We start from the raw sequence: 14,294 nt of genomic DNA, 5'->3' as shown, positions 1-14,294 counted from the left end.
GGGGGTGTGAGAGGGGGGGAGAGGGGGGAGACAAGGGAGAAATTTTTCCAAGTCGTCCCCCTTGTCCCCCATGTCCCCCATGTCCCCCATGTCCCCCTTGTCCCCCATGTTCCCTTGTCTCAACACCGGCAGCCAACTTCACCAACATCAAATCGCAGGTAGCTTGCTTAATTAAGGTATCGACAACATTACCAAAAATCTTACCTGGGGTAGATGTATTTCCTTTCCATCCCATTAAAAGTATATCTATATGTTGTTCGTTGATAGTTTCTAAAATTGCTTGGGCTGCATCGTGGGCAACGCGAATTTGTGTATGTAGGGGAATTTCCCACTTTTTAGCCATCACTTCGGCTTGTCTAAGCAAGCGACGACTTTTTGCGGTTCTGACAGTTGTTTCTGATGGGGAACTGTGACGGGATACGAGCATGACTTGGATGCATTCTATTTCATAATGGCGATCGCGGGCAATTGCGAAAGCCATTTCTAATAAAGTTGCTGCTGTTTCGGGATTAGCGATGGGTATTAATAATTTACCTCTGCCAATGCTAGGCGATCGCGTTTGGTAAACTATATAAGATGGTTCAAGTTGCGATCCTGATGATGCATTTGTACAATTAAGATGATTTGCTTCAGCGCGAATTATATCTGCACGGGTAATAATCCCAATCAGCTTTCGTCCTTGGAGTACTGGCAAGCGACTGATTTTATAACGGTCTAATAAATATAGTACATTGCTTAAGTTATGGGTGGGTGATACTGTCACCGGACTGCTGGTCATGATTTCCCTTAAAGGAATATCATTTGCAAGATTGCGATCGCTTATTTTGAGTAAATCTGATTGGGTGACAATTCCGACTAACTTACCTTCTTCTACCACCGGGAAACCACGATGATGAGAACGAGCAAATGCCTGCATTGCTTCTTCTAAAGTTGTCTCTGCTTCTAGAGTTTCCACTCGTTCCTGCATCACTTGTTTTGCAGTTAACTGTGTCAATATTCCTTCACTAGAAACTTGTTTATTAATAATTATGCCATTTATTAACAATAGTTTGTCATACAATGACCCAGGCACAACTTTGTCAGCAACTAAATAAGATGTCACAGAAACAATCATTAAAGGTAGCACCAGATTGAAATCTGTAGTCATCTCAAATACAATCACAATTGCGGTGATTGGTACTTTAGAAACAGCGCTGAAAAATCCTCCCATTCCTGCTAGTGCATAAGTTGTTGGAGAACCCCCACCCAAAAGGTGAAACTCACCGACACCGACTAAATAGCCTAAGGTAGAACCTAAAATGAGACTGGGTGCAAATAAGCCTCCCGGCGCTCCCGAACCAAATGCAATCAAAGTTAAGATAAACTGAGCGATAAAGGCGATCGCTGCCCATGAAGCATTGGCATTACCAGTAATTATCTGCTCCCTTAAGCCAGTATTATCACGAAAATACGCAGGCAGCATTGCCATGATAATTCCCGAAACTAAACCAGCTAACGCCACCCGTAATGGTAAGCTGATATGCAGACTGCGATAAAATTTTATACTTGCAATCAAGCCGCTATTAAACAAAGCACCTAGCAACCCCGCTAGAACTCCCAACAGCAGAAAAAAGGGAATTTCTGGAATTGAGAAGGTGCTAAAATAAGTTGATGATTGCAAATTCAGCGTCAAATTGCCACCACCCAACAGCCTAGATATTACCCCACCAATAAACGAGGCGATGATGGCAGTTCCCAGAGTCATTCCTGATAAATCTTGAAGTAACTCCTCCACAATAAAGAATACCCCAGCGAGGGGAGCGTTGAAAGCTGCTGCCAAACCCGCACCTGCACCCGCAGCAATCATTTGTCGGCGATGATCCGGAGAAGTGGGAACCAAGCGACTCATTCCCGCAGCCAAACCCGCTCCTAATTGGACGGTAGGTCCTTGTCGTCCTAAAGTTATTCCCGATCCCAAAGCAATAATTGCACTAATTAACTTGACACCTGCCACGCGCCATGATAAATTCATTGGAACATTCGCAAGAGAAGCTTTAACTTGAGGAATACCACTACCAGAAGCCTCAGGTGCGAGTCTTTCCACTAAAAATCCAGCGATAAAGCCAAAAGTCACACCAACTGCTGGTAACACGAACCATGCTGGGAAAACGTGGGATGTATGAACTCGCCATGTCCCTAACCATCCCGATCCGAATTTAAGAAATACAGCAGATAAAGCAGCGACGATACCAATCAAACAAGCTTCGGCGATCGCTAAACCTCTTCTAGGCTGCCAAAAACGGCGAAACCGCTGAGTCAGAACAGCAAGCGACATAAACATTAAAGATTTAAATTAAAAAACACTCATTGGGCATTGGGTATTGGGTATTGGGCATTGGGTATTGGGCATTGGGCATTGGGCATTGGTAATCCGATAAATTCTTCCTTGTCCCCCTTGTCCCCCTTGTCCCCCTTGTCCCCCTTGTCCCCCTTGTCCCCCTTGTCCCCCTTGTCCCCCTTGTCCCCTTAAGGCTAGAAGCTAGTAACCGCGATAAAATTAGGATACTAATGTGGAAAAAAATAAATTTATAGATAGACTGAGACTAGCGATCGCAGTGTCGGTGGCAAAAAGTGTAACTTTTGGAGTGCGCGAGCTTCGTCTGGGTGCTGCTAGTGTATTACCAGGCTCAATTGCTCGTCGCATTGAACCCCAATTATTGCAGTTATTGAGTCGGCAAGTCAAAAACGGGATAATTCTGATTGCTGGTACTAACGGTAAAACTACAACATCGCTATTTTTATGTGAGATACTACAACGTCAAGGCTACCGCGTAGCGCATAATTCTACAGGTGCAAACCTGGAAAATGGCTTGATTACCGCGTTGATGGAAAACTCCAACTTGCTAGGTAAGCTGGATGTTGATTACGCCATTTTAGAAGTGGATGAGAATATTGTGCCTCTTGTTTTGGCACCAATTCAACCAAAGCTGATTCTTTGTTTAAATTTGTTCCGCGACCAACTTGACAGATATGGGGAAGTTGATACCATTAGTAAGCGTTGGACAAAGGCGATCGCTACTTTATCTCCTGAAACTATCGTTGTCGCCAACGCTGACGATCCCACAATCTGTTATCTTGGTCAACAATTATCTCAGCAGAAAGTCTCATTCTTCGGTTTGAATGAACCAGAAAACTATCTAGAAGCAATTCCCCATGCTGTTGATTCTATTTATTGTCCCAAATGCGGACACGCTTTAGACTACAAAGGAGTTTATTTATCCCATATGGGTGAATATTCTTGTCCTAGTTGCGGATTTAGTAGAAGTCAACCAACTCTTGATAGCAGTGAATGGCAGCAAATTCTCGTCGGGTTGTATAACAAATATAATACTCTAGCTGCTGCTACTGCGGCGAAAGAATTAGGTGTTGATGAAGCAACTATCCGCGATACAATTCCTAACTTTCAAGCTGCTTTCGGTCGAGCTGAAGAATTAAAAATTAATGGCAAAAATGTCAGAATTCTGTTATCAAAAAATCCTGTAGGCACAAATGAAACTATTAGAGTAGTAACTCAAAGCAGTGATAAAACAACTTTGCTAGTGTTGAATGATAAAAGTCAAGATGGCGAAGATGTTTCTTGGATTTGGGATGTTGATACAGAGAAATTGGTAGAACGTGGAGGTACTTTGGTAGTTAGTGGCGATCGCGCTTTTGATATGGCGTTACGTCTTCGCTACAGTGAATCTTCTCCCCAAAGCAATTTTAATCTAATTGTGGAAGAAAATTTGCGTCAAGCTATCAATACTGCTTTAGAACGCACGCCAATTAACGAAACTTTACATATTTTACCTACTTATACAGCCATGCTAGATGTGCGAGAAGCGCTGACGGGTAAGAAGATTAGATAATTTGGGAGTGGTTAGTTGATAGTTGATATAGCAATCCTAGATGATTCATGAAAAATAAAAACCCACTCAGAGACGTAGCAATGCTACGTCTCTACAAGGAGAGGGGTTTTCACGCTCTTATTTAGGATTGCTATAGTTGATAACTATTGACTATTGACTATTGACTATTGACTCTTGACTATCAACCAACAATTATTGCAACTTCACAGCTGCACGTTGTAAAGGTAGAACTTCTTCTAAAGTTAATTCGTGGTCGGTTGTCAAATGACTGTTACAACAAATTGTGCTAAAAAATACTTGCTGACCAACTACTTGCGAAAAATGCTTTTCTAGTAATAAACGCGATGTAATATCTCCTAATAAGTCGGAAAGGTCTTTTGTGAGTTGGTCTCTATCATCACGGTGAACCATTCTAAATTTGAAAGGTTTTTCACCTACCAAATTTCTAATATCGGAGTCAAACTTGTCTTCTTTGCCTTGAACATATGCAAAAGATACTTCCTCTAAAAATTTCCAAGCTTCGGGAAATATCTCGCTAATTTTTTCGAGATGATTCTCAGTTTGGTAGACTAAAGTAGCAGTTTTACAATCCATATGATAATTTGCCAGGTGTTGAAATAAACAAGGATGCACCCTGTAATTTTACGACTTAACACGAATCATTTTCTCAATAATGTTATATATTTTCAAATTTGAAAACGACACATTGTCAAACTAGAAAAACTGTGACTTCAAATACAAAAATAATTGCGAAAGTAAGTACTTCAAATCGTAATTTATTCAAGAAAAGTTCAATAAAGGTAAAATTTACACCAACCAATGCAAGATGTTGATGATATTTTTTTAGCCGCAAATACATCATTGAGGACAAATTCACGATATGCTTACCCAAACCGAAATTACTTAATTATCTTTAGATATGCACGGATTTTGCGACCATAGTTAGAAAAACAAAGTTATGAATTATTACTTATAGGAGGATTTATGAGTCTTGAATTAACAATAGGTTGGTTATATCCGACATTAATGAGTACTTATGGCGATCGCGGAAATGTTATCACTATACAACGCCGTGCACAATGGCGGGGGTACAATGTAAGGGTCTTACCCCTGGATCAAAACGCTACTGGGGATGATATAAAGTCGGTAGATTTGATTGTTGGTGGTGGGGCACAAGACCGTCAGCAAGAAATTGTCATGCGCGATTTGCAAGGTGCGAAAGCGGGCGCAATGCGGGAGAAAATTGAAAATGGTACTCCGGGAGTCTTTACTTGTGGTTCACCCCAATTGCTGGGACATTATTATGAACCAGGTTTGGGACAGCGAATTGAAGGTTTGGGAATACTTGATTTAGTTTCCGTCCATCCCGGTGAAAACACCAAGCGCTGTATCGGTAACTTGGTGATAGAAGTTACGGCAACTCGTTTAGCGCGAGATTTAGAAGAGATGACGGGTGGTAAAGCGTATTTAGTTGGCTTTGAAAATCACGGTGGACGCACTAAGCTGGGAAAAGTAGAAGCTTTAGGTAAAGTAGTGTACGGCTTAGGTAATAATGGTGAAGATGGGACAGAAGGAGCATTTTATCAAAATGCGATCGCTACTTATTCTCACGGTCCCTTGTTACCAAAAAATCCCTTTGTCGCAGATTGGTTAATTCAAACAGCGTTGCGGCTGAAATATCAACAACCGATTTCTTTGAAGCCTTTAGATGATACTTTAGCAATGCAAGCGCGTGAAGCAATGTTTAAGCGTTTGAAAGTCACACCATCTGCTATTACAGCACATATGTAACATTTTTTTGAGATACTTCAGCTATTTTTTAATAACTCTGCCAGCCTGATTTTGTTATGGGCGATCGCTCAAATAACTCATTCGACTAAAGTGTTAGCATCCAGATGGAGTAACTGAGTAATCAAGTAATGACTGTGGCAAAGCCTCAAGCCAAACCAAAGCGCAAAGTACTATTGTACCCTGGCGAAGACGGTTATTTTGTTGTCGAAGTGCCGAGTTTACCGGGTTGCATTAGCCAGGGAAAAACTCGTCAAGAGGCTTTGGCAAACATCTCTGAAGCGATTACTCTTTACATTGAAGTTCTTCAAGATCGAGGTGAACCCGTACCTGACGACACAGTTGAGGTCGTACTCGTATGAGTAAATTACCTGTTATTTCAGGTGCAGAGTGTGTCAAAGCACTGAAAAAAATCGGCTTTGTTGTAAATCGTCAGCGTGGGAGCCACATCATTTTGGTTCGTGAAGAACCTAAAACTACAGTTAGTGTCCCCGACCACAATGAGCTAGATCGGGGCACTTTGCGTGTGATTATCCGACAAGTAGGGTTGAATGTGGACGAATTTGTGGAACTGTTGTGATATCATGACAGGCTTATCACACATACTGTAGAGACGTTCCAGTGGAACGTCTTTACGACGGTAGGTAGGTTTTTGTTACTGTTAATTAAACGGACATAATATGATTGGTAGATCCACCCGCTATAGGAAAAATTTCACCGTCAATATATTCGCTTTTATCGAAATGCGATCGCTACTTATTCCCACGGTCCCCTGTTACCAAAACGGCTTCCACTCAAATTCTGGTTCAGCTTGACGACGTGATCGAATATAGTTGTAAACGTCTTCGTCAAAGACACCTGGTGGTCTAAGGCAAATCGTTGATATACCAGTACTATTTGTAAATAATCGGCACATTTCTTCAGCAAGATATTTTGAAATGCCGTAGGTAGTCTTTGGATAACAGGGGTGGTTATCGTCGAGTGGGAGATAGTCTGGGGTTCTCTCACCCTTAAAGATGCCTAAAACGTCAACGCTGCTAAAGAAGATAATACGCTTAACTTTTGCGTGGGCTGCTGCTAAAAGTACGTGCCAAGTACCAAGAAGATTAGTGTGCATGATATCCTCAGCAGTCTCATCGCTGTAACCCAGCAAAGCTGCAAGATGCACAATAAAGTCACATCCACTTGCTGCATCACGCACCGAATCTAAGTTGCGGATATCGTCACCATCTGCCAAGTCAAAGCCAATCACCTCAAATCTTTCAGTTTTTAAGGTGGCTTCTATAACTGAACCAATCATGCCTTGATTTCCGGTGACTAACACTTTCATGAGTTAAAATTAAGGGCGATAATTTATTATCCTAATCAAGCGCGATCGCCTTAACCAAAAGATTGCCATGAATACCACGATTATTGCTACAACAAGCCACTAAAAACTGTCGTATTTATCATTTTAAAAGACGAATGAAGCCAGCTTGCTCAAAGTGATGATCTGTAGTCAACGCTTCCATCAAACCACGTTGCTACATTACTACAAAACTTGAACAATCTACTAGGCTCCATTCTTTATCTTCTCGACTCACCAGCAAATCCCAAGCTTGGGTGTCAAGTGCAGCGTCCACATGGATAACTTCAACATATGGTGAAGTTTTCAGCCCTTGAATAAATGCGATCGTCGTGTTTCTGGGTATCCGTAGCGGACTTGTCAGTAAAGCCACTAACTCAGAAATGATATAGTTGGTAATAATTACTTTACGCTGTTGTTGGCGGGCTGTGCGATACAAAGTTGCTGCAAGCGTGTGGTAATTTTGAGTTTGATCGATCAAATTTCCCCAAAAAGACGTATCTCCAAACAAATCGGGCATTTTGGTCTTAGCTGTTTTCTTCAGTATTTCCTGTATTTATCAAGCTTTGTCCAATGTAGCGATCGTGTTGATCTGCCCAGTCTGGAATGTTGCTGCTAAATGCACCAATAAACTTTTCTAGCGGATCGTCTACATACTCTTGCACAGCGGCTGCAAGCCAGTCAATAGCTAATTCTTCAGGTGTTCGACCCATCTCTGCTGCTACCTTGAGCAGCGGTTCATACAGCGCTTCAGGTATTTGTAACCTTAGTGTATGATTCATTGTTTTAATTTTCGCGCTCGGAATAATTGGGCTTTTAGAATTAGAGCGATCGCACTCTACAAAATCTCAGCTTATCAGAAAAAACAGCGATTACTCTTTACATTGAAGTTCTTCAAGATTCAGGTGAACCCGTATCTGACGACACAGTTGAGGTCCTAGACCTAAATTTCCACCAAAGAGCGAACGCTTAAAATTTCATGATTTTTCAGTGGCTTAATATCAGTTATGGGAACGATGACAACAGCTATTGATTTACCAGTAGCACTAAATACTTCTAGAACACATCCTTGTTCTGTGTTGCTAGGATGAGGGACAAAATCAATTAAAGTTGCCACATCACCTTTTTTTAATTGATATTCGTTTAAGTCACGATTTAAAGCGACACGCTGGTATAATTCAAAGTTCATCTGAAGACTCCTTGTTAGGTTTAAGGGTGATAAACTGAAACTTGCCGTCAACAGCCCTTTGCAGCCAAACTGTAATCACTGCTAAGTTTCGCTGGTTTAAGCCGATTAATTCACCAGTGACGCGATAGAACACCCCATATTCATTATCTCTATCTTGTATTGCTGCTGTTGAATCTGCCAGTTGCCGAATTGCTGCTTTTAAGAGTTCTGGGTTTTCTTGTGTAAATCCAGCTTGGGCGAGAAATTTTGATTTATCATCTTGTTCTCTTGGTACTAATAAATAGCAGGTGATTTTTTCGTCGGCAATAATAGCATCAGGCGGAATTTTCATATAACTGTTTCTACGACTTTACCCGCTTCGTTGCTTCCGCAATAATAGTGACACCGTGAAATCTACATATTCATCCTTATGGTTAAGCTTCTAGAACTAGGCGATCGCACCCTACAAAATCTAAGCTTATCTAAAAAAACGATGTTGCATTTTTTGGCTTTCAGGCAAGCTAACGGCTTTTTGAGGTTTTATCTTACAGCAGATTTCAGGTAAATGAAGTACATATATAAAACCTAAAACCTTGTAGAGACTATTCTGTGCTACGTCTCTACATGTATTCGATCTTATCGCACTTTCCTGTATACTTAATTATATCTGCCTACTTACAGATATACGTTTGGTTAGCGCATCTAATAGCACCCCCTCCTAAGTCATATGTTGGTATTCCATTTAAAAACGGATTTAGAATTAGTGGGGATGCTATATTAGCTATAAAGTAATTATTGAGCCTTTTGAAATCTGCTCCAACCCTCTTATCTAGGGTTTTAATCGACTGTCCGATTGTTTGATTTAAACGTACAATAGCATTTGTGTCACCAGACTTTTTATACAACTGGTATTGTATCAAATATTGATTCTTAAGCTGATAGTACTCTGATGCTTCTAGGCTAAATTCTCTTAAAGCTCTTAGAAATTTAACATCACCATTGTTCTTCTGAGCATCTGAGATATAACGCTCCATCCCAATAGCATTATTGTTATGATATTCAGCTAATTGCTTAGAAGCAGGGATGAGATATTGAAAAAGTTTTTCTAATTCCTCACCGTTAGCAGAAAAAAGTGAGTTCCAAACTTTGTCATATTGAATAAGTTCATGTACAGCTGTATATTTATTGAAATTATTAAAAATAGCCGTATTCTGCACCAACTTGATGGGTTTTTGCAGTTCAACTGTGTTCGGTTTATTTAGACTTTGACTCAATGCCAGAGTTGATGTAGATGTAGTTGCAAGGGTTAATACGAATGTTACAAAAGAAACAACTCTTATTTGTATCATGGTCTAACTCCATTTGAAGAGATTTAGAAGCGTATAAGCCATCCTATTTCGTTTGTGAAAATAGACAATCTTTAGATACCCGACTTATTAAAAAAGCCGAGTATCTGATTTTTCCACAAATTATTTAGGATTGCTAATAATAATATAGAGGAATTCAGGTAAACTACCCTACAGACAATTTATATTTATTCACAGAATATTAAATTTTTATCGCAGACTTACTTAGAGGACATGAATATGGTAAAATCTACCGCGCTAATCAATTCCAGGTCATGGGATGATTCAATTTGAAAAAAGCGCGATCGCTTGAACCAAAACATTGTCATCAACACGAATTCTATTCCATCCTTAATTTCCTGACTCATTGAGTGCATCTACATCTGCAAACTTCACCTTGTTGTACACATCTTCAAGAGAAATTTCAAATTGCACAGATGCTAAAGCGATCGCTTCATCTTCAATATCATATTCACGAAATGACCAACGCTTATTTGCCGTCTTAGAATACTGTTCTACATAAACTTTAGTTTGGTCAATCAACAGATATTCTTCAAAACTAGGTATCGTGCGGTAAAACTCAAACTTTCCCTTTTTGTCATACCCCTGAGTTGATTCTGACAGCACCTCTATAATCACTCTCGGATTTGTAATCATATCTGTACGGTCATTCAAATACTCTGGTTCTCCTGCGATTATCATCACATCAGGATAAGTGTAAATGCGTCTAGAAGGTATCCACAGACGCACATCACTCATAAACACTAGATAATCTAGTTTCTTGAAAGCAAAATTTAGCTCGGCATAGAAATTGCCTGCTATTTGATTATGATTGGTAGATCCACCTGCCATAGGAATAATTTCACCATCGATGTATTCGCTTTTGTAGTCAGCAGCGTCTTCTCGTACTAAATATTCCTCTGGGGAATAGTATTGCTTTTCAGTAACTTGCATGATATATAAGCCCCAAAAGCGTTTACATAGCCCACGAAGGTGGGCTTCGTTTGTGTAGCCCCACCCTTCTAGGGTGAGGATACCCAAAACACAATCCTATTTTACTCCCCACCTTTAACCTGTAGGAGCGATCGCCAATCTTGGATAGCCTTCTCTGTCCACAGCCAATTATTACCTAATTTATTTGGTAAAAAATTTACCGGGTCATCTTTTACCACTAATTGTCGGAGTTTGATGGCTTCAGTCATATATTGCGATCGCTTACTCTCTGGCTGTTGATTTGCAGATTTATACAAGCCTAAAGCTAATCCGGCATAGGAAGTCAAAGCCTCCGGTGTCGCGACTGGGGGAGTCGCTGCTGTTGGGGTATAGCCAGATTTATTTTGCTGTTTGAGAGCCAAATTCAAGGCTTTGAACCAAGAATCATTAGCCCGATTCATATTGCCTTCTGCGTAGTAAGCAAATCCTAAAGCGTTTGTATACAAAAGCGAGTCTGGTTTGGCTTTCACAGCAGTTTCCCAATAACGGCGGGCATCATCAACACTGTATGTTTTGTCACCAGTTTGCAGAGCTTGCCACGCAACTCGCCCTTTAAGAAAATTAACCGCAGGATCGTTAGCTTGGGATGACCCAATCAAATCGAGGGCAGCTTGTGCAGCCCCAAATGCATTCCGCGAAGGGCTGAGTAGTTCTTCCACAGCTTGTAGACCACCTTGCAAGTCACCCTGAGCCAATTTCTGAGTAGCGGTGGCAGTGACGATTCCCGTTGAAGATGTCTTTAAGTCGATTTCTGGGTTATGATTTGGAGCTGGTTGAGACTGGTTTGGAATTTCTGGTAGCTCGGAAAAGTTGGGAAATTGTCGTTGCCATAAAGAACTTAAACCGATCGCACAGGCGATCGCACCAACTCCCACAACACCAACAATCGCCCACAATCGCGGTTTTTTCCGACGTGTAGCGCTTGTTTGCACTTCCTGGCTCACTGCTACTTGCGGGTTATTTGCATTATCCCAATCTCCCCATATCGGAGTTTCGCCATCAGAAGAACTCATATCTCCGGAAATCGGTCTTCCCAAGATATTATCTTCTTGAGGCTTTGGTATCAATTCCGCAGTGACATAAGGTTGCTCATTTGCTGTGTTTTGACGATCAATTTGCCGAAACAAATCGGAAACGATCGCCGAATCTTCTTCATAGTTTGAGTCATCATACTCAATTTCATCAACTAAATCGCCCCAAGTATCTTCACCTAGCCAGTCCAACCCCGAATCACGCCCCATACCAGAAGGTATCATATCCTCCATTGGTAAAGGCATTTCCATCTCATTCGCCCCACCAGAGTACATTGAATTTCCCATCAATGGGGGATTATACTCACCAAAAGACTCGACATTTTCGCCTAAAGTAATTTCCGGTGTCAGATTACCATCAAATTTCGGATCGAGATATAAAATTGGTAATGCCCAGTACATCTGAAGAGAACCATAGGCAGAAATTAAGCCTTGACGGACTCGACTGACGCACAAATCTACAGGATATCCCTGACTCAAGTTGCGGTAAAACAATTGTGTCAGTGTCAGCGCTACTTCATCGGGAATGCGTTCTGACATTGCCAAAACGCCTGTGATACCGCGTTTCACCAAGCTTTCTGCTAAGTTGCGTTCCCCCGTGTCAGTAGCCGGATCGGAAGTAGCAGCGTATGCCCCCAAACACGAGTTAAACACTGCCATTTGAATGTTATTATTAACCAGCAAGCCTGCCAAATCGTCGCCACTGAGAGTTTCTGTTAAACCAGTTCTATTATTTACAAGATAAATTTCGCCGCCGTTGGGTCCTAAGTTACTATGACCAGAGTAATGCAGAACGTGGTATCGTCCTTGTTCTAAAGCTTGTGTTAATTCTTCTCGCCCTGGTTGCTCTAACAGAGTAAGTTCGATTTCTGGGAGATAATTGCCAGTTTCCGAAAAGCGTGGTGAGTGATGGCGAAGTTCAGCTTGCAATCTGACTGCTTCTTCTTTGAGCAAATCCAGACGGACTAAATCTGTAGGAGAAGCGATCGCCATTAAGACTTTAATACCACCTTCTTCTAAAGGTGTTGGTATATTTGTTGATAGCAGAGGAGATGGCAGGTGAATTCCGGTTTGGAAGCGAGAAAAAGCAATATAAGGTCCTGTTGCCAAAGGGCGATCGCCTGCGTGCATCACTTCCCAAGGTAAACGCGCTAATCTGATATCTTTTAGCCCTAACCGCAGGCGCAATACCTCTTGCCGATGCTGGGCAATACCCTGGGCTGTAATCCAACTATCTCTGAGAGTGCCTTTAAACAGTGCGTTATAAAATTGTTGACCCAAAGCCACCAAGTTGACATTAAGAGCGATCGCATCTCCTTGCAACACCGACTTCAACGGGTCATTCATCAAATGCCCCGCAGCCGCCAACCAATCAGCGACAGGCCAAGTTACTAATTCTTCTGCCAATGGCACCCCAGGCGCGACTTGTTCCGTCCGCACCAAGTAGCCATTTTGCCCTACTGGGGTTACGGAAATATGAAATTCCTGGGTCACAACTTCTCCTGTTCGCCTCCTAAATCTGGTTTGAAACGTGGTTCATTTTCAAATAGATATTTCGCTTCTTCTGATACCTTAGATGCATCTTGACACTTAATGTTTCTGATTTGAGTTGTTTTGCGTTGCTCCCTGTTTACAACTTTATCCGGATTGCAATGATTCCGCTCAGAACACTTTATTGGTAGATGCACCTTGATCTTCAATTCCCCCGGTTGGCTTTACACCCAAGTCGGGGGTTTTTTATGCTTAACCACGATCTCAACAATTTTTCACACACTCAATTTAGCCAGTATACGTAGGGTGCGTTACGGCAGAGTCCTAACCCACCAAACAATAAAAGACCGTGCCGTACTTGGCGCTAACACAACGGACTCTATTGAGTCCGGAAAATCCACACCCCAATAAGTCGAACCCTAGGTGTATTTTCAAAATCAAATATGAGTCGGATAATTTACTAAGTATATCCGGTTTCGCCACAGAATAAAGTTTTGTTTTACACACAGTTCCCATCTCCGCTTTCCTGAATTTATCCGGAGCACGATTGTTAAACTGAGAACAAATAATTGGTAGATGCACCCTGATAACTCAATTCCCCTAGTTGGTTGCCACTCGCTGGGGGATTTTTTGTTTGGTATTTTAATTAACATTATTTTCAAGTTGTCAACTTGGTGGCGATCAAAATATTTCTTAGTAATACTTTACTAAACAGATTTTTCACTCAATGGAATAGCCAAGAACGCAAATGTTACAAAGACAGGACTTACGCCAAAAATCGCCAAAACCTTGAATTGCCCCAAGAATTTGAGGTTAGTTTTGCGCTTATTCCTAAAAGACAAAGTAAATTTTCAGATCGTAGTGGGTGCTTTAGCACTTGTTTGAAACGATGAATCACTAGACAACCTATTTGAAAAAGAATTATTGTGACGTTAAATTTAACGTCACTACAAGGGTTTTGGGCAACGCATAGTTCATTTATGGAGATGTCTACTTACTAGGTAATTTGCCAAGTGCTTTTTTTGAAGAGTTCCTCAATTTTATCCGGAGTATACTAGTTTCTCTCAGAACAAGTAATTGGTAGATGCACCCTGATAACTCACTCCCCTAGTTGGTTTATACCTGCTAGGGGGTTTTTTATGACAATAAATCACAATATTTTTATACACATATTTCTCCGGAGGAGTGTGTAAAACTTGAGAACAGTTAATTGGTAGATGCACCCTGATAACTCACTCCCCTAGT

The 14,294-nt window shown here is 41.2% G+C and carries 14 protein-coding genes; 4 read left to right on the top strand and 10 right to left on the bottom strand.

Annotated elements, in window-relative coordinates:
* Nucleotides 1-2,314 (bottom strand): chloride channel protein (locus OGM63_RS03225; protein ID WP_263744069.1); only part of this gene is annotated, 2,314 nt, incomplete at its 3' end.
* Nucleotides 2,315-2,549: 235 nt separating this feature from the next.
* Here OGM63_RS03225 and OGM63_RS03220 point away from each other — a divergent pair.
* Entirely contained in the window at nt 2,550-3,887 is a 1,338-nt protein-coding gene (locus OGM63_RS03220) for a Mur ligase family protein (protein ID WP_263744068.1), read from the top strand.
* 192 nt (nt 3,888-4,079) lie between these two features.
* Here OGM63_RS03220 and OGM63_RS03215 read toward each other — a convergent pair whose 3' ends face one another.
* Nucleotides 4,080-4,481 (bottom strand): hypothetical protein, encoded by a 402-nt coding sequence (locus OGM63_RS03215; RefSeq protein WP_029632267.1) that lies wholly within the window; start codon nt 4,479-4,481, stop codon nt 4,080-4,082.
* A gap of 390 nt (nt 4,482-4,871) precedes the next feature.
* Here OGM63_RS03215 and OGM63_RS03210 point away from each other — a divergent pair, with 390 nt between their 5' ends.
* The 3 genes from OGM63_RS03210 (at nt 4,872) to OGM63_RS03200 (ending at nt 6,255) form a co-directional block, all read left to right on the top strand.
* The gene (locus tag OGM63_RS03210; protein WP_263744067.1) at nt 4,872-5,678 is read left to right on the top strand and encodes a type 1 glutamine amidotransferase; all 807 of its coding nucleotides are present in this window, start codon (nt 4,872-4,874) and stop codon (nt 5,676-5,678) included.
* 128 nt (nt 5,679-5,806) lie between these two features.
* Nucleotides 5,807-6,037 (top strand): type II toxin-antitoxin system HicB family antitoxin, encoded by a 231-nt coding sequence (locus OGM63_RS03205; protein ID WP_263744066.1) that lies wholly within the window; start codon nt 5,807-5,809, stop codon nt 6,035-6,037.
* Nucleotides 6,034-6,255: a type II toxin-antitoxin system HicA family toxin gene (locus OGM63_RS03200; RefSeq protein ID WP_263744065.1), complete on the top strand. Its 222-nt coding sequence runs from the start codon at nt 6,034-6,036 to the stop codon at nt 6,253-6,255. The genes OGM63_RS03205 and OGM63_RS03200 overlap by 4 nt, the downstream gene beginning before the upstream one ends.
* Before the next feature lie 195 nt (nt 6,256-6,450).
* Here the strand turns inward: OGM63_RS03200 and OGM63_RS03195 are convergent, their stop codons facing one another.
* The 8 genes from OGM63_RS03195 to hetF form a co-directional block, all read right to left on the bottom strand.
* Entirely contained in the window at nt 6,451-7,005 is a 555-nt protein-coding gene (locus OGM63_RS03195; RefSeq protein ID WP_263744064.1) for an NAD-dependent epimerase/dehydratase family protein, read from the bottom strand.
* Nucleotides 7,006-7,198: 193 nt separating this feature from the next.
* The gene (locus OGM63_RS03190; protein ID WP_263744063.1) at nt 7,199-7,540 is read right to left on the bottom strand and encodes a type II toxin-antitoxin system VapC family toxin; all 342 of its coding nucleotides are present in this window, start codon (nt 7,538-7,540) and stop codon (nt 7,199-7,201) included.
* A gap of 7 nt (nt 7,541-7,547) precedes the next feature.
* A complete protein-coding gene (locus tag OGM63_RS03185) occupies nt 7,548-7,802 on the bottom strand; it encodes a hypothetical protein (RefSeq protein WP_263744062.1) in 255 nt (84 codons plus the stop codon).
* A 161-nt stretch (nt 7,803-7,963) separates the two neighbouring features.
* Nucleotides 7,964-8,209 carry a DUF4926 domain-containing protein gene (locus tag OGM63_RS03180; protein ID WP_263744061.1) on the bottom strand — a complete coding sequence of 82 codons (246 nt, stop codon included), beginning with the start codon at nt 8,207-8,209 and terminating at the stop codon, nt 7,964-7,966.
* Nucleotides 8,199-8,540: a DUF6883 domain-containing protein gene (locus OGM63_RS03175; protein ID WP_263744060.1), complete on the bottom strand. Its 342-nt coding sequence runs from the start codon at nt 8,538-8,540 to the stop codon at nt 8,199-8,201. Before OGM63_RS03175 ends, OGM63_RS03180 begins: the two co-directional genes overlap by 11 nt.
* Before the next feature lie 319 nt (nt 8,541-8,859).
* Entirely contained in the window at nt 8,860-9,537 is a 678-nt protein-coding gene (locus tag OGM63_RS03170) for a hypothetical protein (protein ID WP_263744059.1), read from the bottom strand.
* A 348-nt stretch (nt 9,538-9,885) separates the two neighbouring features.
* Nucleotides 9,886-10,488, bottom strand: a complete 603-nt coding sequence (locus OGM63_RS03165) for a Uma2 family endonuclease (RefSeq protein WP_263744058.1) — start codon at nt 10,486-10,488, stop codon at nt 9,886-9,888.
* A gap of 101 nt (nt 10,489-10,589) precedes the next feature.
* Nucleotides 10,590-13,052, bottom strand: coding sequence for a cell division protein HetF (hetF, locus tag OGM63_RS03160; RefSeq protein ID WP_263744057.1), 2,463 nt, complete (start codon nt 13,050-13,052; stop codon nt 10,590-10,592).
* Nucleotides 13,053-14,294: the final 1,242 nt, after the last annotated feature.

This window comes from Plectonema radiosum NIES-515 (genome assembly GCF_025753815.1).
GTDB classification, from domain to species: Bacteria; Cyanobacteriota; Cyanobacteriia; order Cyanobacteriales; family Nostocaceae; genus Hassallia; species Hassallia radiosum_A.
This window is presented reverse-complemented; position numbering and strand designations above follow the sequence as displayed.

Bases quoted from the DNA above. Each gene is read 5' to 3' on its own strand.
- OGM63_RS03195 (WP_263744064.1), bottom strand. From the start codon at position 7,005: ATGAAAGTGTTAGTCACCGGAAATCAAGGCATGATTGGTTCAGTTATA.
- OGM63_RS03205 (WP_263744066.1), top strand. From the start codon at position 5,807: ATGACTGTGGCAAAGCCTCAAGCCAAACCAAAGCGCAAAGTACTATTG.
- OGM63_RS03175 (WP_263744060.1), bottom strand. From the start codon at position 8,540: ATGAAAATTCCGCCTGATGCTATTATTGCCGACGAAAAAATCACCTGC.
- OGM63_RS03170 (WP_263744059.1), bottom strand. From the start codon at position 9,537: ATGATACAAATAAGAGTTGTTTCTTTTGTAACATTCGTATTAACCCTT.
- OGM63_RS03180 (WP_263744061.1), bottom strand. From the start codon at position 8,209: ATGAACTTTGAATTATACCAGCGTGTCGCTTTAAATCGTGACTTAAAC.
- OGM63_RS03210 (WP_263744067.1), top strand. From the start codon at position 4,872: ATGAGTCTTGAATTAACAATAGGTTGGTTATATCCGACATTAATGAGT.
- OGM63_RS03190 (WP_263744063.1), bottom strand. From the start codon at position 7,540: ATGCCCGATTTGTTTGGAGATACGTCTTTTTGGGGAAATTTGATCGAT.
- OGM63_RS03215 (WP_029632267.1), bottom strand. From the start codon at position 4,481: ATGGATTGTAAAACTGCTACTTTAGTCTACCAAACTGAGAATCATCTC.
- OGM63_RS03200 (WP_263744065.1), top strand. From the start codon at position 6,034: ATGAGTAAATTACCTGTTATTTCAGGTGCAGAGTGTGTCAAAGCACTG.
- OGM63_RS03185 (WP_263744062.1), bottom strand. From the start codon at position 7,802: ATGAATCATACACTAAGGTTACAAATACCTGAAGCGCTGTATGAACCG.
- OGM63_RS03165 (WP_263744058.1), bottom strand. From the start codon at position 10,488: ATGCAAGTTACTGAAAAGCAATACTATTCCCCAGAGGAATATTTAGTA.